Here is a 23,282-nt window from a genome sequence, read left to right as displayed (position 1 = left end):
CCTTGCAAAACGGCAAAAAGGGGCTTTTTAGATAAGGTTCCGTTTTGTTCCACAGGAAGCCATTTCGATGTCCGCGTATCTGGACCAGGTCCCCGCCGCAAACTCCGCCCTTGTTCTGTTCTCGGGCGGCCAGGATTCGAGCGTCTGCCTGGCGTGGGCACTGAATACCTATGACCGCGTGGAAACCATCGGCTTCGACTACGGTCAGCGCCACGCCATCGAGATGACGGTGCGCCAGAACCTGCTGGCGCGCTTCCGCGACGTCTATCCCCTGGCCAGGGCCCGCCTGGGCGAAGACCATGTCTGCGACCTGAAGGGATTCGGCGCGGTCGCCGAGTCGTCCCTGACGCGCGAATCCGCCATCGTCATGACCGAACGCGGCTTGCCGTCGTCCTTCGTCCCGGGCCGTAACCTGGTCTTCTTCGTCTATGCCGCCGCCGTGGCTGACCGCCGCGGCATCGACCACCTGGTCGGCGGCATGTGTGAAACCGACTTTTCCGGCTATCCCGACTGCCGCGCCGACACGCTGAAGGCCATGGAAACCGTGCTGAACCTCGGCGTGGAGCGGCCCTTCACCATCGACACTCCGCTGATGTACCTGAACAAGGCCCAGACCTGGGCTTTGTCGCAGGACCTGGGCGGCCAGGCCCTGGTCGACCTGATCGTGGAAGAGTCGCACACCTGCTATATGGGCGAACGCGGCGAACGCCACGCCTGGGGCTATGGTTGTGGCGACTGCCCGGCCTGTCAACTTCGTAAGACCGGGTTCGAGCACTTCCTGGAAATGAAGCAGCACGCCGAGCGATAGTTTTTTACCACGGACCACACGGACCGCACGGACTTCGGGGGCCAGGCGAACTGCCGCGCAGCGGCGTACTTGGTGAACGGTTGCGCTATGCGGCGCGGTCAACCGAATTTGATATCCGTGTGGTCCGTATGGTCCGTGGTAAAATTCCCTGCTAACGCGACCATGGATTTCGAACGGAAACGGCGCTAAATCCCCACCATGTACAGTTTCAAGGAAATCTTCCTCACCCTCCAGGGCGAAGGCGGCCAGGCCGGCCGGGTCAATGTCTTCGCCCGTTTCGCCGGCTGCAACCTGTGGAGCGGCCGTGAGCAGGACCGCGTCACCGCCGCCTGCGACTTCTGCGACACGGACTTTGTCGGCACCGACGGCGAGAACGGCGGCAAGTTCGCTACGCCCGCCGATATCGTCGCGGCGCTCGACGCCGTCTGGGGCGAGGGCAGGGCGGCGGACAAGGCGGTGGTCTTCACCGGCGGCGAACCCCTGCTGCAACTCGACAGCGACCTCATCACGGCGGTCAAGGCCGCCGGCTATTTCATCGCTGTCGAGACCAACGGCACCTTGAAGGCGCCCGCCGGTATCGACTGGATCTGCGTCTCGCCGAAAGGTGAAAATCGCTTGCATCAGAAAAGTGGGCAGGAATTAAAGCTTGTCTGGCCTCAGGAAAATGTCGATCCATCCGATTTCCTGGAAATGCAATTCGAACGATTTTATCTTCAGCCCAAGGACAATCCGCGGCAGGCGGCCAACACCCAGGCGGTGATCGACTACTGCCTGATGCATCCGCAATGGCGGATGAGCGTGCAGACCCATAAGCTGGTCGGTCTCAAATAGTTCAGGGCTGGGTCTTTGCCATTTCGGCGGCGCTGATGGCGCAGCCCTTCAGCGTCTTGCCGTCCAGCGTGGCGACCGCCGTCAGAGGATAAACCCGATCGCTCATCCCATCGGAACAGGTGCCCGCCGTCAGGGTGACGTTCAGCCCTGCGCTCGTCAGTTCGGCCTTGTTGCCGTCGACGATCTTGGTGGTACCGATGACGTAGGGCTTGCCGGGCTCTTCGGGCGACGAATAGCTCATCGTCGCACCCTCGATCTTGACGCTCCAGAACGGCTCGGTGCCGACCAGATTGACCGGCTCATTAAGATTGACCCCGCCGACGATCGGCTTGGGCGCTTCGGGAACGGCTGGCCCACCGGGCGCTGATGGCGGTTCGGGCGCAGCGGCGGGTTCGCCGCCGGAGATTTCCGGTTCGCAGGCGCTAAGGCCCAGGGCAAGAACGGCAACTAGGAGAACGCGCACTGTGGGCCTCCACAAAAGCGAAACGCGGAGCTTGAAATCTAGGCTCCGCGTTCGTATCCGTCCAGACACCAACCACAATTTCGGGTAGGTGGTGACAGTTGGCCACACCCTATGCCGCGTCGAGCAATACGACCTCGGCATCTTCCAAAGCGGTGATCTTCAGCTCCGCCTCGTCCTTGATGGCGGCGCCATCGCGGGTATCGAGTTCGACACCATTGACCTCGACCTTCCCCTTCGACACCACCAGGTACAGGTAGCGCTGCCCGCCGGTTTCGACCGGGCGATAGGTTTCCGCCTGGTCTTTCAGCAGGGTGGCGCCCAGCAACCGCGCCGGAGTGCGGATCGGCAGGGCGTCGCCGTCATTCTCGAACCCGGACGCCAGGGCTACGAAACGGCCGGCCCGGTCATCCTTGGGGAAGGGGCGGGCGCCCCATTGCGGCGCGTCGCCCCGGGCGCTGGGGGTCACCCAGATCTGGAAGATCTTGGTGGTCTCGCTTTCCAGGTTGTACTCGGCATGCCGGATACCGGTCCCGGCCGACATCACCTGGACGTCGCCGGCCTCGGTACGGCCCTTGTTACCCAGACTGTCCTGATGGGTAATGGCGCCTTCGCGGACATAGGTGATGATCTCCATATTGTCGTGCGGGTGCGGCGGGAAACCGCTATTGGCTGCGATTTCGTCATCGTTCCACACGCGGATGGAGCCCCAGCCCATCTTGGCCGGGTCATGATAGCTGGCGAAGGAAAAATGGTGTTTGGCGTTCAGCCAGCCATGGTTGGCGCCGCCCAGTTTATCGAAAGGTCGCTTGTCGATCATTGTCACATCTCCCCGTGGCATCGCAGGATGCCACTCAGTTGACGCCTATATAAGTGTAACCTTAACAATTACAATATGCGCCAGAACCGGATTTACCAGAAGATGTATGGCACCACATTGTCAACAGTATCGGTAAGGATCAGCACCGTGTTGCCGCCGCCGAAGTCGATCAGGACGTCGGCGCCGCTTTGGCTCACCAGGGCCGGGTTGGAGGCGCCGCCGGTATAGGCGTAAACGTCGATCCGGTCGCCTGCACTGCCCTGAAAGTCGAGAATCTGGTCGTTACTACTGCCGGTGCTGAACTGGAAGGTGTCCGCGCCGGTGCCGCCGGTAAGCGTGTCGTTCCCCCAGCCACCGTTCAGGGTATCAATGCTTTGCCGGCCGTCCAGGACGTTGGCGCCGTCATTGCCGATCAGGACATTGCCGCGGTCATTCCCGTTGCCGTTCACATCCGCAGCCCCCGTCAGGGTAAGGTTCTCCACCCAGGCGCCCAGGCTATAGCTAAGACCGGTCACGACTTGGTCGACGCCGCCGCCCTCGGCCTCGATGACCACATCGCCGGCCGAGTCGACATAGTAGGTGTCGTGGCCCAGCCGCCCGGTCATGGTGTCATCGCCGAAGCCACCGTCCAGAAAGTTATGGCTGTTGTTGCCGGACATTTCGTTATTGAGGTCGTTGCCGGTCGCGCCGACGGGCCGGGCGTGTCCGATGTCGATCGTCTCTATCGCCGGCAGGTCGGCCAGAGAATAGGTCACATAGGTGATGAGGGTGTCATTTCCCTGGCCCGGATTTTCGATCACGACGTCGCCGGTCTGCTCGACATAGTAGGTATCGTTGCCGAGGCCGCCGATCAGGGTGTCGTTGCCGTCCGCGCCGGACAATGCATTGTCACCCTTGTTGCCGGTCAGGACATTGTTCAATGCGTTACCGGCGGCATGAATGCTGCCGGCGTTGGCCAGCAAGGTGATATTCTCCACCCACTGCACCCCCAGTCCTTCCATGAAGTAGTTGTAGCTGGTGAAGACCGTGTCCGTGCCTCCCGAAGCGGCTTCGACAACCACGTCACCGGTCGTGGTGAGGTAGTAGCTATCGTTTCCCGATCCGCCGGTCAGGGTATCGTTGCCGGTGCCGCCGTTGAGGACGTCATTGCCGGCGCCGCCGTCCAGCGCGTTGTTGCCGCTGTTGCCGGTCAGGACGTTGTTCAATCCATTGCCGGTGGCGTTGAGATGGGCGCTGCCCGTCAGGATCAGGGTTTCGACCGCCCGCCCGAACAAGGAATAGCTGACGGTGGAATAGATGGTGTCTGCGCCTTCCAGGTGGTTCTCGGCGACATTGTCGCCGGTATTATCGACGTAATAGGTGTCGTCGCCCAGCCCGCCGGCCAGGATATCCTTGCCCGTCGCGCCGTCCAGAACATTGTTGCCGGCATTGCCCGTCATCAGGTTGTTCAGCCCGTTGCCGGTGGCGTTGATAGACGCATCGCCGGTAAGGGTCAGATACTCGACCGCCCGTCCGAACAGCGAATAGGTGACGCTGGAGCGGATGGTGTCGACGCCTTCGCCATAGTTTTCAGAGACATTGTCGCCGATGGCGTCGACAATGTAGGTGTCGTCACCCAGACCGCCCGCCATGATGTCGTTACCGATGCCGCCATCCAGCACATTGTTGCCGGTATTGCCGATCAGCAGGTTGTTCAGGCCGTTGCCGATGGCGTCGATATGCGCCGCCCCCGTAAGGGTCAGATACTCGATCTGGCGTCCCGCCAGGGAAAAGCTGACCGAGGCGCGCACCAGGTCGACACCCTGATTGGCGCCTTCCAGAACGACATCGCCGGCATCATCCACGACAAAGGTGTCGTTGCCCAGGCCGCCTCCCAGGGTGTCGATGCCGGTGCCGCCGTCGAGCCAGTCATGGCCGTCTCCACCGAACACCGTATCCTGGCCGCCGCCGCCGTCGAGCACGTCATCGCCGCCCAGCCCGTTGATTCCGTCATTACCGCTGCCGCCGGAGTAGGTGTCATTGTTCGGCGTCCCAATAAAATAAGCCATCGTCGTATCCTTATCGTGTGAATGCCGGACGCTTTACCAAAGGATGTACGGCAGGACGTTTTCGACCGTGTCGCTGAGCACAAGGACGGTGTTGCCGTTGCCCAGGTCGATCAGGACATCGGCCCCCGACTGGGTGACGATACCCGGCGTGACCGTGCCGTGGGTGTGCAGCGCGATATCGATCCGGTCGCCCTCTTCGCCGTCCATGTCGGCGATGGTATCCTGACCGACCTTCCTCCCGAAGTGGAAGTTGTCATTGCCGGCGCCGCCGGTCAGGACATTGTTGCCGGCATTGCCGATCAGGAGGTTCCTGAGGTTGTTGCCCGTTCCGTCGATGTTGCCGGTGCCGATCAGGGTCAGGGTCTCAATAAACTCGGGCAGGACATAGGATATCGACGCCGACAACAAATCCACACTGTTCTCCGACACTTCGATCACCACGTCTCCCGCCGAGTCGACCGAATAGGCGTCGCCGCCCGTGCCGCCCACCATGGTGTCGTCGCCGCCGCTGCCGCTCAATACGTCGGACCCCGTGCCGCCGGCCAGGCTGTCGTTTCCGGTTCCGCCGATGAGCGTGTCATCGCCGGCGCCGCCGATCAGCGTGTCGTTGCCGCTATCGCCGTCCAGCCGGTTGTCCGGCTTGGTGACCTTGCTGTTGGTGGCGTCGATCAGGTTGGCGCGGGTATTGCCGGTGATGTCGCCGGCGCCCCCCAGCATGATGGCCTGTTCCACCCATTCGGGCATGAGATAGACCGGCGCACTGACGTTCAGCAGGAGGACGTCGTTGCCGCCGTTATTGGCTTCGAAAACCACGTCTTCAACACTATTGACATAGAAGGTATCGTCACCCAGGCCGCCGGTCATGGTGTCCTTGCCGCCGCCGCCATCGATGACATTGTTGCCCGCATTGCCGGTCAGGACATTGTGCAGCGAGTTCCCCGTCGCATTGAGATGGCCGGCGCCTGACAGAACCAGATTTTCGACCGCCCGCCCGACCAGGGAATAGCTGACGCTGGCACGGACGGTATCGGTCCCTTCATAGTGGGCCTCGACGACATTGTCGCCGGCGTTATCGACATAGTAGGTGTCGTCGCCCGTTCCCCCGCGCAGCACGTCGGCGCCGGTCCCGCCATCCAGGACATTTTTGCCGCTGTTGCCGGTCAGGGTGTTCGCCAGCGAATTACCGGTGGCGCTGAGGTTGGCGGCGCCCGTCAGGATGAGGTTCTCCACCGCCCGGCCGAACAGCGAATAGCTGACGGAGGCATAGATGGTGTCTGTCCCCTGCAGGTGCGCTTCGACGACATTGTCGCCGGCATGGTCGACATAGTAGGTGTCGTCGCCCATACCGCCCTGCAGGATGTCGGCCCCGGCGCCGCCGTCCAGAACATTATTGCCTTCATTGCCGATCAGCAGGTTGTTGAACCCGTTGCCGGTGGCGTTGATATGCGCCAGCCCCGTGAGGGTGAGGTATTCGATCTGCCGCCCGGCCAGGGAAAAGCTGACCGAGGCGCGTACCAGGTCTATCCCCTGGTTGCCGCCTTCCAGGACGGTGTCGCCGGTACTGTCGACGATGAAGGTGTCGTTGCCCAGACCGCCGCCCATGATGTCGTCGCCGCTGCCGCCGTCGATCCAGTCGTGACCGTCGCCGCCGAAGATCGTGTCCTGGCCATCGCCGCCGGACAGGGTGTCGTTGCCCCCCAGTCCGTTGATCCCGTCCTTGTCGCTGCCACCGGCATAGACATCATTATCGGGGGTTCCCGGAAAATAGGTCATAATTCTCTCCTACCTGTAGCGCTGACAGCTTGAATTCGGCAAACCCCTACCAGACCATGCAGAGGAGAACGTCCCCAACGCCGGAGCCGACAACAGTAATGGTGTTGCCGCTGCCCAGGTCGATGAAGGTATTGTAGCCGACCTGGGTCAGCATGCTTTCGTTGGCAACGCCGTGGGTGTAGGCGCTGATGTCGATCTTGTCATGGAAGGTGTACGGGTCGATATTGTCCATCATGTCCTGGCCGCTGTTCAGGCCGAAATGATAGTAGTCGGAATCCTGATCACCATGGAGGGTGTCGTTGCCTTCCCCGCCGTCCAGCCAGTCATTTTCCCCGAAACCTTCGATCAGGTTGTTGCCCGAGTTGCCGATCAGGCGGTCGCCACCTTCCTCGCTGCCATAGGCATTGATATCGGCCGTTCCCAGCAAACGGAGGTAGTTAATCCCGTCTTCGTTGAGCTGGTAGCTGATGGACGACCACACCTGGCCAGAGTAGTCGCTGTCTTCGACGACGTCGTTCAGGCTGTCGACAATATAGACATCGTCTCCCGAGCCACCGCGCATGGTGTCGGCTCCGGCGCCGCCGTCCAGAGTATCGTTTCCGGCGTCGCCTTCGATCAGATCGGTACCGGCGCGGCCCTCAAGCAGATTGGCGCCGATATTGCCCTGGATGCCATTGCTCAAGTCATTGCCGAAGGCGTCATTATCCGCCGTCCCCGCCAGGACAATACGTTCAACGGCGCTGCTGCCGGCGTCGAAATCGACGTGGCTGTAGACAATATCGTCGCCTTCACCCGCAGACTCGACAACCGTATCGCCCACGTTCTGGACCAGGTAGGTATCATTACCCTGTCCGCCGGCTAAAACATTGGTCCCGTCGTTTCCGTTCAACGCATTGGACAGACTGTTACCCGTCCCGTTTATGTCGGCCGTGCCGGTCAGGGTCAGCTTCTCGACGAATGCGCTCAGCGTATAGGAAACCGACGCCCAGACTTCATCCGTTCCGTCGCCGGCGCTGGACTCGATGACAACATCGCCGGTGCTGTCGACGACATAGGTGTCATTGCCCTGGTAACCTTCCATCGTATCGTCGCCCGCCGCGCCGTCGAGCCGATTGTCGAAAAAGCTACCGGTCAGGGCGTTATTACGGGAATTTCCGGTTCCGAACGTCGCATTTCCCGTCAGAACCAGGGCCTCGATCGCACCCTGGGTCAGGGTATAGTTGCCGCCTGTCCTGACCGTGTCCCATCCTTCGCCTTCGGCTTCCGTAATAATATCGCCGGAGTCGTCGACGATATAGGTGTCGTCCCCCAGGCCTCCGATCATCGTGTCGGCGCCAAAGCTCCCATCCAGCAGATTATTGCCGCTATTGCCGGTGATCGTGTTGGCATTGCTGAAGCCCTTGCCGCTGGAATCCAGCGCACCGGAAAGGACCAGGTTTTCGACGGCGGATTTCAGCTCGTAATTGCCGCTGCTTATGACCGTGTCGGTACCTTCGCCGGCCAGTTCCTGGACGTTATCGCTGCTGCTGTCGACATAATAGGTGTCGTTGCCAAGGCCGCCGATCAGGGTATCCGTTCCACCGCCGCCATCCAGGACGTTGTTGCCGCTATTGCCACGCAGGGTATTCAATCCGGTATGCCCTGTTGCATTGATATTGGCGCTGCCGGTCAGGGTCAGGGTCTTGATCGCCCGCCCGGCCAGCGAAAAGCTGATCGAGGCAAAGGCGGAATTGTTCGCCGCGGACGGTGTGGTCACGATAACGTCGCCGGCAGAGTCGACATAGAAGGTGGTATAGTCACCACCGCTGACCATGGTGTCGTCGCCTTCACCTCCATCCAGAAGGCCGCCACTGGCGCCGCCGTCCAGGCTGTCATTGCCGAGTCCACCGTACAGATCGTCGAAACCGGCGCCCCCCGACAGAGTGTCATTGCCCGCCAGCCCATATAACGTATCGCCACCGTTATTACCGGTAAGGCGATTGTCGCGGCCGTTGCCGGTAACCGACGCGTCATAGCCGGTATATTTGATCTCGACAGATTCGACTTCGCCCTCGGCCAGGACATAGGGAACGGTCAGGCGCGTCAGGAACCACAGGGTGTCATGGCCGCCGCCGGCGGCCTCGACGACCACGTCGTCACCGCGGATCTGATAGGTATCGTCGCCCGTACCGCCGATCATGGTGTCATTGCCGAAGCCGCCGTCGAGATTGTTGTTGCCGGCGTTGCCCGTGAGGGTGTTGTCCAGACTGTTCCCGGTTGCGTCGATATTGGCCAAGCCGGTCAGGGTCAGGCTTTCTGTTCCGGTATTGGTCAGGTTGAAGGTTGCGCTGGCCAGGATGAGGTCTGTGCCCGTGCTGTCCGACACGCGGTCATTCGTGGAATCGACATAATAGGTGTCATTGCCGTCACCTCCATAGAGCGTGTCGTTCCCTGTTCCGCCGTCCAGCACATTGTTACCGCTGTTGCCGGTCAGGGTGTTGGCCAGGCCGCTGCCGGTGGCGTTCAGGTTGCCCGTCCCGCCCAGGGTCAGGTTCTCGACGAAGCCACCGGCAAGCGCATAGCTGATCGCGGAGATGATCAGGTCGGTGCCGCCGCCCGAGGCTTCGGTCACCACATCACTGGCGATATCGACATAGTAGGTGTCGTTACCCGCACCGCCGGTCTGTGTGTCGGCGCCGGCGCCGCCATCCAGGATGTTGTTGCCGGAATTTCCGGTCAGGGCGTTGTTCAGCGAGTTACCGGTGGCATTGATGTGGGCGCTGCCGGTCAGGATCAGGGCTTCGACGGCACGCCCGAACAGGGAGTAGGTGATCGTCGAATAGACCGTATCATTGCCCTGGAGATGCTGTTCAGCGACATTGTCCTGGATGTGATCGACATAATAGGTATCGTCGCCCAGCCCGCCGGTCATGACATCGGCGCCGGTGCCGCCGTCCAGCACATTGTTGCCGTCATTGCCGGTCAGGGTATTGTTCAACCCGTTGCCGGTGGCGTTGATGTTGCCCGATCCGGTCAGGATCAGGATTTCGACCGCCCGTCCGAACAGCGAATAACTCACGCCGGCACGGATGGTGTCGGTGCCCTGGAGGTGGCTTTCGGCGACATTATCCCCGGTGGAATCGACGATATAGGTGTCGTCTCCGGCGCCGCCGGCCATGATGTCGCTGCCGATACCACCATCCAGCAGGTTGTTGCCGCTGTTGCCGGTCAGCAGATTGTTGGCGCCATTGCCGGTGCCGTTGATATTGGCGCTGCCGGTCAGGTTCAGGACTTCCGCCCCGACGCCCGAAAGGGTGCGGGTGACGGACGAGAAAATGGTGTCGATGCCGCCGTTGTTGCCTTCCTGGACGACATCGCCGGTGTTGTCGACGATATAGGTGTCATCGCCGGCGCCGCCGGACAGCGTATCCGCGCCGGTGCCCCCGTCCAGCCGGTTGGCGCCGGTGGTCCCGATCAGGATGTCGGTGAAGGACGAGCCGATCGCATTCTCGATTGCGCTGAGGACGTCCGTACCGCCGCCACTGGTCGCCTGGGCCGTAGTCGTCGCAAGGTTGACCGACACCGCGCCGCCGGCATTGGCGTAGCTGACTGTATCTATGCCGTTGCCGCCATTGAGCGTGTCGTTGCCACCACCACCCAGCAGCAGATCGTCGCCATCCTCGCCGTCCAGCCGGTCATGGCCGGAACCACCGCTCAGGCTGTCATTGCCGCTACCGCCCCGTAGCCGGTCGGCCGCCGCGGCGCCTATGAGCGTGTCGTTACCGGACCCGCTGCGGATCTCGACCAGGTCCACGCCGGAGACCCGCGTGCCGTCGGCCAGGAGCGCGCCTTCCGCAGTGGCCATCTGGGCCACGTCCACGGCCAGCGCACCGGCATAGGCGGTACGATCCAGCACCAGGCTGTCGATCCCGGCGCCGCCGTCGATACTGTCGCCGCCGCCGCGGCTGATCAGGACGTCATCACCGGTCCCACCGACCAGGGTATCGGCCTCGGTATTGCCGATCTCGCCGTCGGTGAGGATATCCGCAGCCGCGCCGCCCGACAGCCAGTCGTTCTCGGTCCCGCCATTGAGCACGTCGGCCCCGCTACCGCCCGTGAGACTGTCGAAACCGTCGCCGCCGTTCATCACGCTGCCGCCGGCGCTGTCGCTCAAGGCGTCGTCGCCGAAGCCGCCGTCCAGCGTGTCGAGCCCGTCACCGCCGGTGAGGGTGTCATTGCCCCATTCGCCGGCCAGGCTGTCATTGCCGTCATCGCCGGTGATGACATCGTTTCCGACCCCGCCGGTCAGGGTGTCGTTGCCGCCGTTACCGTTCGCGGTATCGTTGTCGCTGCCGCCGGCAAAGCTGTCGTTGCCCGGTGTCCCATTGTAAAGCATGACTTTATCTCCGTGATGATGGCTGGCTGAACCTTACCAGACGATATAGGGAAGGACCTCACTGACCGTGGTGTACTGCACCGTGACGATATTGCCGTCCCCCAGGTCGATGATGGTGTGCGACCCGACCTGCGACACCATGCCGACATTGGCGACGCCGCCCGTATAGGCGCTGACATCGATCCGGTCGCCTTCGCTGCCGTCCAGGTCGGCGATCTCGTCCTGGTCGCTGTCGAGACCGAACACGAACAGGTCGGCGCCGTCACCGCCGTACAGATTGTCATTACCGGCGCCGCCATCCAGCCGTTCGTCGCCGTCTCCCGCCCACAGGTGGTTGTCGCCGGAATTACCGTAGAGGGACGCGTTGCCGGAACCGCCGGAATAAATACCCAAATCCTCACTTCCCGTTAGGATCACGATTTCAAATCCAAAGATATGGCCGTCCTGGTCCTCGCCGACATCCAGGTCAACGGAGACCGATGTCAAAAGCCTGTCAACTCCGCCGCCGCCGTGGGCCTCATCATAGCCGCCGATGATGATGGTATCGTCGCCGTCGCCGCCGTTCAGAATATCGTATCCATCTCCCCCATCCAGCAGGTTGTTCCCGGAATTGCCGCTCAGCTGATTATCCCCACTGTTGCCGGTGCCTGTCAGATTATCCGTCCCCTGCAGGTAAAGCTTTTCTACCCCTTCGCTCAGAATGAAGGACACGTCCGAATACACCAGATCGTTCCCGCTCACCGTATCGACGACGGTGTCGCCGACGTTTTGAACATAGTAGGTGTCGTGGCCGGCGCCGCCGTTCAACACATTGATCCCGGCATTGCCTCTCAGCACGTTGGACAGCGCGTTGCCGGTTCCGTCGATATTGTCGCTGCCGGTCAGGGTCAGATTTTCGATCAGGTTGCCCAGGGTATGGGAGCCCGAGGCCAGAACCAGGTCCTTGCCGCCCGACGAGCTGCTCTCCAGGGTGACCTCTCCGGTGCTGTCGACGATATAGGTGTCGTTGCCGCTGCCGCCCGACATGGTATCGGCGCCGGCGCCCCCGTCCAGAATATTGGCATAGGCGTTTCCGGTCAGCATATTGTTCAGCGCATTGCCCGTGGCATTGAGCGCCGCCGCCACATTCTGCAAGGTCAGGTTTTCGATCGCGGTACCGGTCAGGACGTAGCTGCTGTCCGCCGAAACCTGGTCCGTACCGCCATTCTCAGCCTCGATGATCACATCCGCCCCGGACACGACATAGTAGTCATCGCCGTCACCACCGATCAGCGTATCGTTTCCGCCTACACCATCGAGATAGTTGTTACCTGACGTGCCGGTCAGCACGTTGTCGCGACTATTACCCTTGGCGCTGTAGGCGCTGCCCGTCAAAGTGATATTCTCGAACTGATGATGGAAATAGGTCATCTCGAAAGTGATCGAACTCACGATCGTGTCGATGCCTTCATCGGCGTCCTCGTAAAGCAGATCTCCCGCGTTATCGACGAGGTAGGTATCGTTGCCCTTGCCACCGCGCAGGCTGTCGGCGGCCGCGCCGCCATCCAGCAGGTTGTCGCCATCGTTGCCGACCATCCTGTTGGCGGCTTCATTGCCGGTGAGGTTGAAGTTGCCCGCCGTTACGTTCAGTTGCAGGCCTTCGACATAGGTTCCGGCCAGACTGTAGCTTGAATTAACGAGAATCGTATCCTCGCCCTGGCTGGCCAGTTCGATCACCACGTCACCGGCCGCGTCGATATAATAGGTGTCGTTGCCAAGGCCTCCGGTCATGGAATCGTCACCGGCGCCGCCGTTCACCCTGTCGCCGCCATCCCCGCCGACAAGCGTGTCATTGCCGTCGCCGCCGTAAAGCGAGTCGTCGCCACCAAAGCCGAGCAGTTCGTCGTTCCCCGCCAGGCCATCGAGCCGGTTATTGCCATTGTTCGCGTTAAGACGGTTATCGAAACCGTTACCGACGACCGCAATGTGGCCGTTACCCGTTATCGTAACCGCCTCGATCTCGCTGTCAGCCGCCAGCGCGAAACCAATTCGGTCATAGCTTTGCAGCACGACGGAGTCGTAGCCGCCGCCCGCGGCTTCGATGACGACATCCAGGCTGTTGACATAATAGGTATCGTCACCCAGTCCGCCGGCCATGGTGTCGACGCCGCCGCCGCCATCCAGCAGGTTATAACCGCTGTTGCCGTTCACGGCATTGGCAGCGATATTACCCGTTGCATTAAAATTGCCGGAACCGGTCAAGGTCAGGGTTTCCGCCCGCGCCGTGTCTGCCAGCACGTAGCTTGTGCCGGCAAAGACCAGGTCGGTGCCGCCGCCGATGGCTTCAACAATCGTATCCAAGGTCGAGTCGACATAATAGGTGTCGTTGCCGTTGCCGCCGCTCAGGGTGTCATTGCCGCCCAGCCCGTTCAGGGTATTGGCGGCATCCGTCCCGGTCAGGGCGTTGTCCAGCCCGTTGCCGGTGGCGGTGAGGGCGCTGCCCGTCAGGATCAGGTCTTCAAAATTGGCGCCCAGCGTGTAGGACAGGCCGGTGGTCACCCGGTCGCGGCCCTGGCCAACCTGTTCCAGGACGGTGTCGTTCACATTATCGACGACGTAGCTGTCGTCACCGGCCCCGCCGGCCAGGGAGTCGGCGCCGACATTGCCGTTCAGCGCGTCGTGGCCGTCACCACCGCTCAGGGTGTCGTTGCCTTCTCCGCCGTCCAGGGCATTGTTGCCGCTGTTGCCGGTCAGGGTATTGGCCAAAGAGTTGCCGGTGGCGGCGATGTGCGCAGCGCCGGTCAGGATCAGGGCCTCGACCGCCCGTCCGAACAACGAATAGGTGACGGTCGAATAAACCGTATCGGTCCCCTGAAGGTGCTGCTCCGCGACATTGTCCTGGATATGGTCGACGTAGTAGGTGTCATCACCCAGGCCGCCGATCAGCTTGTCGGCCCCGGCGCCGCCGTCCAGCACATTGTTGCCGTCGGTGCCGGTAAGCGTGTTGTTCAGGCCGTTCCCGGTCGCGCTGACCGCCGCCCCCGTCAGGGTCAGGATTTCGACGGCCCGGCCGAACAGCGAATAGCTGACGCTGGAAAAGACGGTGTCGGTGCCCTGCAGATGCTGTTCGGCGACATTGTCCTGGATATGGTCGACATAATAGGTATCGTCTCCCAGCCCGCCGGCCATGATATCGCTGCCGCCCTTGCCATCCAGGATATTGTTGCCGGCCGTGCCGGTCAGCGCGTTGTTCAACCCGTTGCCGGTGCCGTTGATGTCACCGCCGCTGAGGACGAGATTTTCGACATTGCCGGCCAGGGTCCAGCTCAGCCCGGCATAGACGATATCCACCCCGTTGCCGGCGCCTTCCTGGACCATGTCTCCGGCATGGTCCACGACATAGGTGTCATCGCCCGCGCCGCCCAGGAGCGTATCCGCGCCGGCGCCGCCATCCAGACGATTGGCCGCGGCATTGCCCGCCAGGATATCGGTGAAGGCGGATCCGGTCGCGTTCTCAATGCCGCTGAGCATGTCCGTGCCGCCGCCGCCGGTATTCTGGGCCGTGGCGACGGCCAGGCTGACCGTCACCGACCCGCCCGCATTGGCGTAGCTGACCGTATCCGTACCATTGCCGCCGCTTAAGGTGTCGTTGCCGCCGCCGCCCAGCAGCAGGTCGTTGCCGTCTTCACCGTCCAGGCGGTCATGGCCCGAATTCCCACCCAGGCTGTCGTTGCCGGCGCCGCCCTGCAGCCGGTCACCGGCCGCCGCGCCCAGGAGCGTGTCGTTACCGGACCCGCTGCGGACCTCTGCCAGTTCGATACCGGTAATGTGCGTGCCGTCACTCAGGGTCAGGCCGGCCGGCGTCGCCATCTGGGCCAGGTCGATCATCAGCGCGCCGGCAAAGGCAGCGCGGTCCAGGATCAGGCTGTCGATACCGTCGCCGCCGTCGATCGAGTCGGCGCCGCCGCGGCTGATCAGCACATCATCGCCGCTCCCGCCCAGCAGGGTGTCGATCTCGGTATTTCCGATCTCGCCGTCGGCGAGGATATCCGCCGCCCCGCCGCCCGACAGCCAGTCGTTCTGGACGCCGCCGTTCAGGACGTCGGCCCCGCTACCGCCGGTCAGGCTGTCGAAGCCGTCGCCGCCGTTCATCACGCTGCCGCCGGCGCTGTCGCTCAAGGCGTCGTCGCCGAAGCCGCCGTCCAGCGTGTCGAGTCCGTCACCGCCGGTGAGGGTGTCATTGCCCCATTCGCCGGCCAGGCTGTCATTGCCGTCGTCACCGGTGATCATATCGTCGCCGACGCCGCCGGCCAGCGTGTCGTGACCGCCATTGCCATTCAGGGTGTCGGCATTGCTGCCGCCGGCGAAGCTGTCGTTTCCGGGTGTACCTGTATAAAGCATGTTACTTCCCTGTTTCCTTGCGATCTGACGGTCTCTGCTACCAGATGATGTAGGTCTGCACGACGTTGAATGTGTCTGTTTGCACGGTAATGGTATTCCCGCCGCCGAGGTTGATGACCACATCATTGCCGCTCTGGCTGACCCATTCGTTGTGAACAACGCCGTTGCTGTAGGCGCTGACATCGATCCGGTCGCCCTCGTAGAAGCCGCGGAAGTCCTCAATCAGGTCCTGGCCGCTGTTAGGGCCGAAGACGAAGCGGTCCTGGCCACCGGCGCCATAGAGCGTGTCGTTGCCACCACCGCCGTCGATACGGTTATTGCCTTCATTGCCGGAAATGATGTTGTCCAGGTGGTTGCCGGTGGCGTCGACATCATCGTCTTCGTCGCCGATCAGGCCGAGATATTCGACCTCGGTGCCGGCGATCGAATAGCTGACTTCGGTCTGGACGAAATCATAGCCTTCACCGGCCAGTTCGACGATCTGGTCGCCGGCATTGCTCACATAATACTCGTCGTCGCCCAGGCCTCCGGTCAGGATGTTTATGCCGCTGTTGTCACGCAGGACGTTGTTGCCGGCATTCCCGGTGGCATTGATATCGGCGGTGCCGGTCAGCGCCAGCCGCTCGATATTGGCCACGCCGACCAGGGAGTAGCTGAAGGTGACGCGGATCTCGTCGGTGCCGCCGCCGCCCTGTTCGACCACCGTATCGCCGGCGTTCTGGATCAGGTAGGTGTCGTTGCCGGTAAAACCGGTCAGGACGTTGATGCCGTCATTGCCGGCGATATAGTTGTCACGGCTGTCGCCAGACCCGTTGATATCGGCGTTGCCGATCAGGACCAGGCGTTCGATGGCGGAGGGCAGGGTGTAGGTGATGTAGGATTCCACCGTATCGAACGGACCGGCTCCGCTCAGTTCGACGATCACATCGCTGAGGCTGTCGATGACATAGGTGTCGTTGCTGGTGCCGCCCGTCAGGGTGTCCGCGCCGGTGCCGCCGTCCAGCCGGTCGAAGTCATCGCCGCCGAACAACGCATCATTGCCGCCACCGCCATACAGGCTGTCATTACCGACCAGGCCGTTGAGCGTGTTGTCCAGGCCGTTGCCGGTCAGGCTGTTGGCGGCACTGCTACCAGTCGCCGTCGTCGCCGTACCCGTCAGGACGACATTTTCGATATTGGTACCCGTGGTATAGTCGAACGGGGTCTCGACCGTGTCGATACCACTGGAAGCGCCATATTCAAAAACCTGGTCGCCGGCAGTGTCGATGACATAGGTGTCATTGCCGTTGCCGCCGGCCAGGGTATCTGCGCCGGTGCCGCCGTCCAGCAGGTTATTGCCGTCATTGCCGCCGATTGTGTTGTTGAGCTCGTTGCCGACGACCCGCACATCGCGGATTCCGCTCATGTACAGCCGCTCGATGTGCGTTCCAACGGCACTGAAATCCACCAGGGTATTGACCTGGTCAATACCCTGGCCCACGGCTTCCACCACGGTGTCGCCGATCGTCTGGACAAAGTATGTATCGTCCCCCAGCCCGCCGGTCAGGACGTTGATCCCGGCATTCCCGGTCAGGACGTTGCCGGCGGCATTGCCCGTCGCGTTGACATTGGCGCTGCCGGTCAGTGTGACGGCTTCAAGATTGGCGCCCAAGGTGTAGGACAGGCCGGTCGTGACCCAGTCATAGCCGCCCTGTTCTTCGATGACGTCGCCGGCATCGTCCACGACATAGGTGTCGTCCCCGGTGCCGCCGCGCATCGTGTCCTGGCCTTCGCGGCCGTCAAGCAGATTGAAGAGGCTGTTGCCGGTCAGCACATTGTTGGCCGCATTGCCCGTGGCGTCGCGGGCGCTGTTCGTCTCCAGCAGCGTCAGGGCTTCCAGGGCGCCGGCCAGGACATAACTCGTCCTGGCCCGGACTTCATCAAAGCCTTCGCCCGCGGCCTCGGTTATCACATCGGCCAGGCTATCCACCACATAGGTGTCGTTCCCCAGTCCGCCGATCAGCGTATCCTGGCCCGCGCCCCCGTCCAGCAGGTTGTTGCCGGAATTGCCGGTCAGGATGTTGAAGAAGATGTTGCCGGTAGCATTGATGTCGGCGTTTCCGGTTAGGGTAAGGTGATCTACCTGGTGTCCGGCGGTATAGCTGACCGAGCTGAAGACGATATCCGTGCCGCCGTTGTTGGAGGTGACATCGCTGACATTGTCGACAATGTAGGTGTCATCGCCACTGCCGCCATACATGGTGTCCGCGCCGACGCCTCCGTCCAGGTAATCATTGCCTTCGTGGGTATTGAGCAGATTGTTCAGGGCATTGCCGGTGACCGTGTCGTTGATATCCCCGACCCGGGTGTGCAGGTTTTCGACCTCCGTACCGGCCAGGCTGTAACTGCCATAGGCAAGAATCGAATCGATACCGCCACCGGCCAGTTCGACGACCACATCACCTGCGGAATCGAGATAGTACCAGTCGTCACCCGCGCCGCCGATCATGGTGTCGTCGCCGCCACCGCCGTCCAGCGTGTCCTTGCCTCCGCGGCCATCCAGCACGTCATTGCCGCCTGCGCCGCTCAGGAAGTTAGTGGAATTGGTGCCGGTCAAGGTGTTGGCCGTGCTGTTGCCGGTAAGGTTGTACGGACCTGCGACGGTTATGGTAACGGATTCGATCTCACCCTCAGCCAGCACGTAGGTGTTGCCGTTGAAGGCCCCGACCAATATCGTATCGTTGCCGCCACCCGCCGTTTCGATGACCACATCGCCGGCATTGTCGATCCGGTAACTGTCGTTGCCCAGGCCACCGGCCATGGTGTCGCTGCCCGCGCCGCCGTCCAGCAGATTGTTGCCGGAATTGCCGGTCAGCGTGTTGTTAAACCCGTTGCCGGTGAGGGAATAGTTGCCGGCTCCGCTCAGAATCAAGGTCTCGATCCCGTTAGCCGCAGCGGAATAGGTGAAGCTGGATACGACCGTGTCGACGCCCTGATTGAGGCCTTCGATGATCACGTCGCCGCTGGAATCGATATGATAGGTGTCGTTACCGAGACCGCCGGACAGCGTATCGCTGCCGGCCCCGCCATCCAGCACATTGTCGCCATCCCAGCCGGATATGTAGTTGTTCAGCACGTTGCCGGTGCCGCTGACCGCACCAGCCGCCAGATATAACTCCTCGAGGTTGGCGCCCAGCGCGTAGGAAAGGCTGCTGGTGACCCGGTCCAGCCCCTGGCCGCCCTGTTCCTGGACGACGTCGCCGGCGGAGTCGACGCTATAGCTGTCATTGCCGGTGCCGCCCGCCAGGGTATCATCCCCCAGGTTGCCGTCCAGCCGGTCATGGCCATTGCCGCCCGACAGCGTGTCGTTTCCGGCATCCCCGGCCAGGGTATCATTGCCGTCCTGCCCGGAGAGGGTGTCGCGGCCGGTACCGCCGTTCAGACTGTCCTGACCGCCGCCGCCGGCCAGGGCGTCATTGCCGTCCCGGCCCAGCAGGCGATTGTCGAAGGCATTGCCGGTCAGGGCATTGTCCTGGGCATTGCCGGTGGCGTTCAGGTTGCGGCTTCCGGTCAGCACCACGGCTTCGATGGCGCTGCCCGCCGCCAGGGTATAGTTGATCGACGTCCGCACCGTATCTATGCCTTCGCCCGCGGCTTCGACGATCACGTCGCCGACGCTGTTGATGACATAGGTGTCGTTGCCCAGGCCACCGGTCAGGGTATCGTTGCCGGCATCGCCATCCAGCAGGTTGTTGCCCGCATTGCCGGTCAGGGCATTGGCCAGCGAATTGCCGGTGGCGTTGATATTCGCCGTGCCGGTCAGGGTCAGGATTTCGACCGCCCGGCCGAAAAGGCTGTAGCTGATGGTGGAATAGACGGTGTCGGTGCCGGCGAAGTGGTTCTCGACGACGATGTCGCCGGCCGTCTGAACATAATAGGTGTCGTTACCCAGGCCTCCGGCCATCAGGTCATTGCCCGTGGCGCCGTCCAGCACATTGTTACCTTCATTGCCGGTCAGAAAGTTGTTCATGCCGTTGCCGGTGGCGTTGATGTCCGCCGATCCGGTCAGGGTGAGGAACTCGACGAAGTTTCCGGTCAGGGAATAGCTGATTGCGGCATAGACCAGGTCGACCCCTTCGCCCGATTTTTCGATGACCCTGTCACCCGCAGCCTCCACCCAGTAGGTGTCGTCACCGGCACCGCCGGCCAGGGTGTCGGCGCCGGCGCCGCCATCGATACGGTTATTGGCCGCATTACCGACAAACAGGTCGGTATAGGCGGAACCGATCAGGTGTTCGATCCCGGTGACCTGGTCGATTCCGGCCGCATTGGTGTTCTGGGCGGTGGTGACGGTCAGGTCCAACTGAACCGCGCCACCGGCGCTGGAATAATCGGCAGTATCTTCGCCGGCGCCGCCGATCAGGGTGTCATTGCCCGCACCACCGGCCAGCCAGTCCTCGCCATCGCCGCCGTCCAGCACATCATTGCCGGCCCGGCCCGACAGTACATCATTGCCCGCGCTGCCGACGAAGAAGTCGGCCTGCGCCGCGCCGGTCAGCGTGTCGTTGCCGGACCCGCCGGTGATTTCGCCCAGTTCGATATTGGCCAGGACCGTGCCGTTATCCAGCGTGATGCCCAGGGCTGTCGCCGCCAGGGCCATGTCCAGCGACACCGCCTGGGATGACGCCGACAGGTTCAGCACCACAGCATCCAGTCCGGCGCCGCCATCGACGCGATCGGCCCCGCCGTAGCTCAGCAGGATGTCGTCGCCGCTCCCGCCCAGAAGGGTGTCCTGATCGGTATTGCCGGCCGCCCCGTCCGTTAGGATATCCGAACCGCCGCCGCCGTCCAGCCGGTCGCCATGATCGCCGCCATTGAGGACATCGGCGCCGGTGCCTCCGGTAAGAGTGTCGAAACCGGTCCCGCCGTTCTGAAGGCTGCCGCCGTCACTGTCGCTCAGGACGTCGTTGCCGAATTCACCGTCCAGGACGTCGTAACCGCCGCCACCGCTTAAGGTATCGCTGCCCCAGCCGCCCAGCAGATGATCGTCGCCATCGTCGCCGGTGACGACATCATCGCCGAACCCGCCCAGCAGGCTGTCCTGGCCGCCATTGCCGTTCAGCGTATCGTTATCGCTGGTGCCCGCAAACGTATCGTTACCCGGTGTCCCCGTGTACAGCATGTGACTATTTCCTCGTTGGCGCCGTGCGGCGCGGTACTATGATGAGATTTACGCCCGTGGCAAAAAACTACCACACCATGCAGAGCAGGGTGTTCTCAACGCTGGTACCGGTGACGGTGATACTGTTGCCGCCACCCAGATCGATGATTGTGTTATCCCCGACCTGCGTCAGCATGCCTTCATTGGCGACTCCGCCGGTATAGGCGCTGATATCTATACGGTCGTGGAAGGTGTGTCCCTCGACGCTATCGATGACGTCCTCGCCGCTGTTGACGGCAAAAAGGTACCAATCGGAGTCCTGGCCGCCATAGAGGGTGTCATGGCCGTCACCGCCAACCAGCCAGTCGTCGCCGGCACCACCCACCAGGCTGTCATTGCCGCCACCGCCGATCAGGGTGTCCAGCCCCTGGCCGCCACGCAATTGATTAGCGTAGCTGTTCCCGGTCAGGACATTGTTATTGGTGTTGCCGGTGGCGTCCAGGGCGGCAGCGCGGTCCAGCAGGCTCAGGTTTTCGATGGTCGCATCCGTCAGGACGTAGCTCATCTCGGCGCGTATTTCATCCGTACCGCCGTTGTCCATCTCGACGACAACGTCGTGGCCGGAAATGACGTAGGTATCATTGCCCTCGCCACCGATCAGACTGTCGTTGCCTCCGACGCCCGTCAGCAGGTTGTTGCCGGATGTACCGGTCAGCACATTGTAGAGGTCGTTGCCGGTGGCCTTAACGGCGCTCCCCGTCAGGGTGAGGTTATCAAGAGGGTTATCATAACCATAGCCCAGGTCGAAATCGACCGAGCTTATGACCAGGTCGATACCGCTGGACTCGGTTTCATCACAATCCTCGTTGGCATGGTCGACAATATAGGTGTCGTTGCCGTCCAGACCGCGCATATGGTCGGCGCCGGCGCCGCCATCCAGCAGATTGTGGCCGTAATTGCCGGTCAGAATATTGCTCACCTCATTGCCGGTCAGGTTATAATCACCATAGGAAGTCGAAGCGCCGACATTCTCTATGTTCGTACCGACCAGGCTGAAGTCGAAATTGACATAAATCGTATCCCAGCCTTCGCCGGCCAGTTCGACGGCCACATCGCCTGCCGAGTCGAGATGATAGTGATCATTGCCGTCCCCACCCAGCATTGTGTCGTTGCCGGCATAGCCGATAAGCGTGTCGTCGCCGCCCAACCCGACCAGGCTGTCATTGCCGTCCATACCCCACAGCTTATTTTGCTGCGTGTTGCCGGTCAGCGTATTGTCGAGGCTGTTGCCGCCCAGATTGATCCAGCCGCGTCCGATAATCGTGACCGCTTCGACTTTGCTAGTCTCGGCCAGGCTGTAGACGTTGCTGTCAAGGCTTTGCAGGATGATGCTGTCGTAACCGCCGCCGACACCTTCGATCACGACGTCGCCGACGCTGTTGACCACATAGGTGTCGTCACCCAGGCCACCGGTCATGGTGTCCTTGCCGCCGCCGCCGTCTATCCGGTTGTTGCCGTCATTGCCGTTCAGGCTGTTGGCCTGACCATTGCCGGTCGCGTCGATATGGCCGGTTCCCCCCAGCGTCAGCGCCTCCACCCGGGCGATATCCGTCAGGGCGTAACTGGCGCTGGCCACGACCAGGTCACTGCCGCCGCCGGTGATTTCGACGACGACGTCGCCCATCGTGTTGACAAAATAGGTGTCATTACCGGACCCGCCGGCCAGGGTGTCGGCGCCTCCGCCCCCGTCCAGCAGGTTATTGCCGGTGTTGCCGGTCAGGGTATTGCTGAGTGAGTTGCCGGTGGCCGTGAGCTGCCCGGTGCCGGTCAGGGTCAGACTCTCCACCGCCCGTCCGAACAGGGAATAGCTCACACTGGAGAAGATGATATCATTGCCGGCGTGATGCGCTTCGACGACGTTATCGCCGGTCGAGTCGACATAATAGGTGTCGTCGCCCAAACCGCCGGCCATCAGGTCGTGCCCTATGCCGCCATTGAGGACGTTATTGCCGGCATTGCCGGTCAGCAGGTTGTTCAGACCGTTCCCGGTCGCGTTGATATGGCCACTGCCGGTCAGGGTCAGGTATTCGATATTCGCCCCCAGCGCCCAGCTCAGCGCGGCGAAGACGACATCGACGCCGCCATTGCCGGACTCCTGAACAACATCACCGGCGTTGTCGACAACATAACTGTCGTCACCCAAGCCGCCCACCAGGGTGTCCTTGCCCGCGCCGCCATCCAGCCAGTTGCCGCCGGCGTCTCCCGACAGGATGTCGCTGTAGGATGAACCGATGACGTCTTCGAAGCCCGACAGGACGTCGGTGCCGCCGCCATAGGTGTTCTGGGCGGCGACGATAGCCAGGCTGACGATCACCGAGCCACCGGCGCTGGCATAGCTGACCGTGTCGCGGCCGGCCCCGCCCGACAGCGTGTCATTGCCGCCATCGCCGCGAATCAGGTCGTCGCCGTCATTCCCATCCAGTCGGTCGTGGCCGGAACCGCCGCTCAGCGTATCGTTGTCGCTGGTGCCGGCAAATGTGTCGTCACCCGGCGTGCCCGTGTACAGCATGCCCGTGTACAGCATGATTGTCCCTCCATCCCCATTTTAAACGCAGTATGGAGAGGTAATCCGTTGCTGGCAATTATT

At 62.1% G+C, this 23,282-nt stretch carries 10 protein-coding genes; 2 read left to right on the top strand and 8 right to left on the bottom strand.

What is annotated here, in order from left to right:
* Positions 1-67 precede the first annotated feature (67 nt).
* Complete coding sequence (gene queC, locus ABAC460_RS38290; RefSeq protein ID WP_023454022.1) at positions 68-808, top strand: 7-cyano-7-deazaguanine synthase QueC; 741 nt, start codon at positions 68-70, stop codon at positions 806-808.
* Positions 809-1,006: 198 nt separating this feature from the next.
* On the top strand, positions 1,007-1,639 hold the full coding sequence (gene queE / locus ABAC460_RS38285; RefSeq protein ID WP_023454021.1) for a 7-carboxy-7-deazaguanine synthase: 633 nt from the start codon (positions 1,007-1,009) through the stop codon (positions 1,637-1,639).
* Between the two features lies 1 nt (position 1,640).
* Here queE and ABAC460_RS38280 read toward each other — a convergent pair whose 3' ends face one another.
* From ABAC460_RS38280 to ABAC460_RS38245, 8 genes are all read right to left on the bottom strand, one after another.
* Positions 1,641-2,102 (bottom strand): COG3650 family protein, encoded by a 462-nt coding sequence (locus ABAC460_RS38280; RefSeq protein ID WP_023454020.1) that lies wholly within the window; start codon positions 2,100-2,102, stop codon positions 1,641-1,643.
* A gap of 109 nt (positions 2,103-2,211) precedes the next feature.
* Entirely contained in the window at positions 2,212-2,919 is a 708-nt protein-coding gene (locus ABAC460_RS38275) for a pirin family protein (protein ID WP_023454019.1), read from the bottom strand.
* Positions 2,920-3,011: 92 nt separating this feature from the next.
* Positions 3,012-4,967: a beta strand repeat-containing protein gene (locus ABAC460_RS38270; RefSeq protein WP_023454018.1), complete on the bottom strand. Its 1,956-nt coding sequence runs from the start codon at positions 4,965-4,967 to the stop codon at positions 3,012-3,014.
* A 33-nt stretch (positions 4,968-5,000) separates the two neighbouring features.
* Positions 5,001-6,740, bottom strand: coding sequence for a calcium-binding protein (locus tag ABAC460_RS48370; RefSeq protein WP_023454017.1), 1,740 nt, complete (start codon positions 6,738-6,740; stop codon positions 5,001-5,003).
* A gap of 46 nt (positions 6,741-6,786) precedes the next feature.
* Positions 6,787-11,115 (bottom strand): beta strand repeat-containing protein, encoded by a 4,329-nt coding sequence (locus tag ABAC460_RS38260; protein WP_023454016.1) that lies wholly within the window; start codon positions 11,113-11,115, stop codon positions 6,787-6,789.
* Between the two features lie 33 nt (positions 11,116-11,148).
* The gene (locus ABAC460_RS38255) at positions 11,149-15,495 is read right to left on the bottom strand and encodes a beta strand repeat-containing protein (protein ID WP_023454015.1); all 4,347 of its coding nucleotides are present in this window, start codon (positions 15,493-15,495) and stop codon (positions 11,149-11,151) included.
* 37 nt (positions 15,496-15,532) lie between these two features.
* Positions 15,533-20,656 (bottom strand): beta strand repeat-containing protein, encoded by a 5,124-nt coding sequence (locus ABAC460_RS51030; protein WP_023454014.1) that lies wholly within the window; start codon positions 20,654-20,656, stop codon positions 15,533-15,535.
* 67 nt (positions 20,657-20,723) lie between these two features.
* Complete coding sequence (locus tag ABAC460_RS38245) at positions 20,724-23,219, bottom strand: beta strand repeat-containing protein (RefSeq protein ID WP_023454013.1); 2,496 nt, start codon at positions 23,217-23,219, stop codon at positions 20,724-20,726.
* Positions 23,220-23,282: the final 63 nt, after the last annotated feature.

The organism is Asticcacaulis sp. AC460, from assembly GCF_000495795.1.
Lineage (GTDB): Bacteria > Pseudomonadota > Alphaproteobacteria > Caulobacterales > Caulobacteraceae > Asticcacaulis.
Note: the sequence above shows the minus strand (reverse complement) of the source record. Positions and strands in the feature narration are given on the sequence as shown.

Excerpts from the sequence above, each read along its gene's own strand:
- queC (WP_023454022.1), top strand. The coding sequence starts at position 68 with ATGTCCGCGTATCTGGACCAGGTCCCCGCCGCAAACTCCGCCCTTGTT.
- queE (WP_023454021.1), top strand. The coding sequence starts at position 1,007 with ATGTACAGTTTCAAGGAAATCTTCCTCACCCTCCAGGGCGAAGGCGGC.
- ABAC460_RS38275 (WP_023454019.1), bottom strand. The coding sequence starts at position 2,919 with ATGATCGACAAGCGACCTTTCGATAAACTGGGCGGCGCCAACCATGGC.
- ABAC460_RS38270 (WP_023454018.1), bottom strand. The coding sequence starts at position 4,967 with ATGGCTTATTTTATTGGGACGCCGAACAATGACACCTACTCCGGCGGC.
- ABAC460_RS48370 (WP_023454017.1), bottom strand. The coding sequence starts at position 6,740 with ATGACCTATTTTCCGGGAACCCCCGATAATGATGTCTATGCCGGTGGC.
- ABAC460_RS38260 (WP_023454016.1), bottom strand. The coding sequence starts at position 11,115 with ATGCTTTACAATGGGACACCGGGCAACGACAGCTTTGCCGGCGGCAGC.
- ABAC460_RS38255 (WP_023454015.1), bottom strand. The coding sequence starts at position 15,495 with ATGCTTTATACAGGTACACCCGGAAACGACAGCTTCGCCGGCGGCAGC.
- ABAC460_RS51030 (WP_023454014.1), bottom strand. The coding sequence starts at position 20,656 with ATGCTGTACACGGGGACACCGGGTAACGATACGTTTGCGGGCACCAGC.
- ABAC460_RS38245 (WP_023454013.1), bottom strand. The coding sequence starts at position 23,219 with ATGCTGTACACGGGCATGCTGTACACGGGCACGCCGGGTGACGACACA.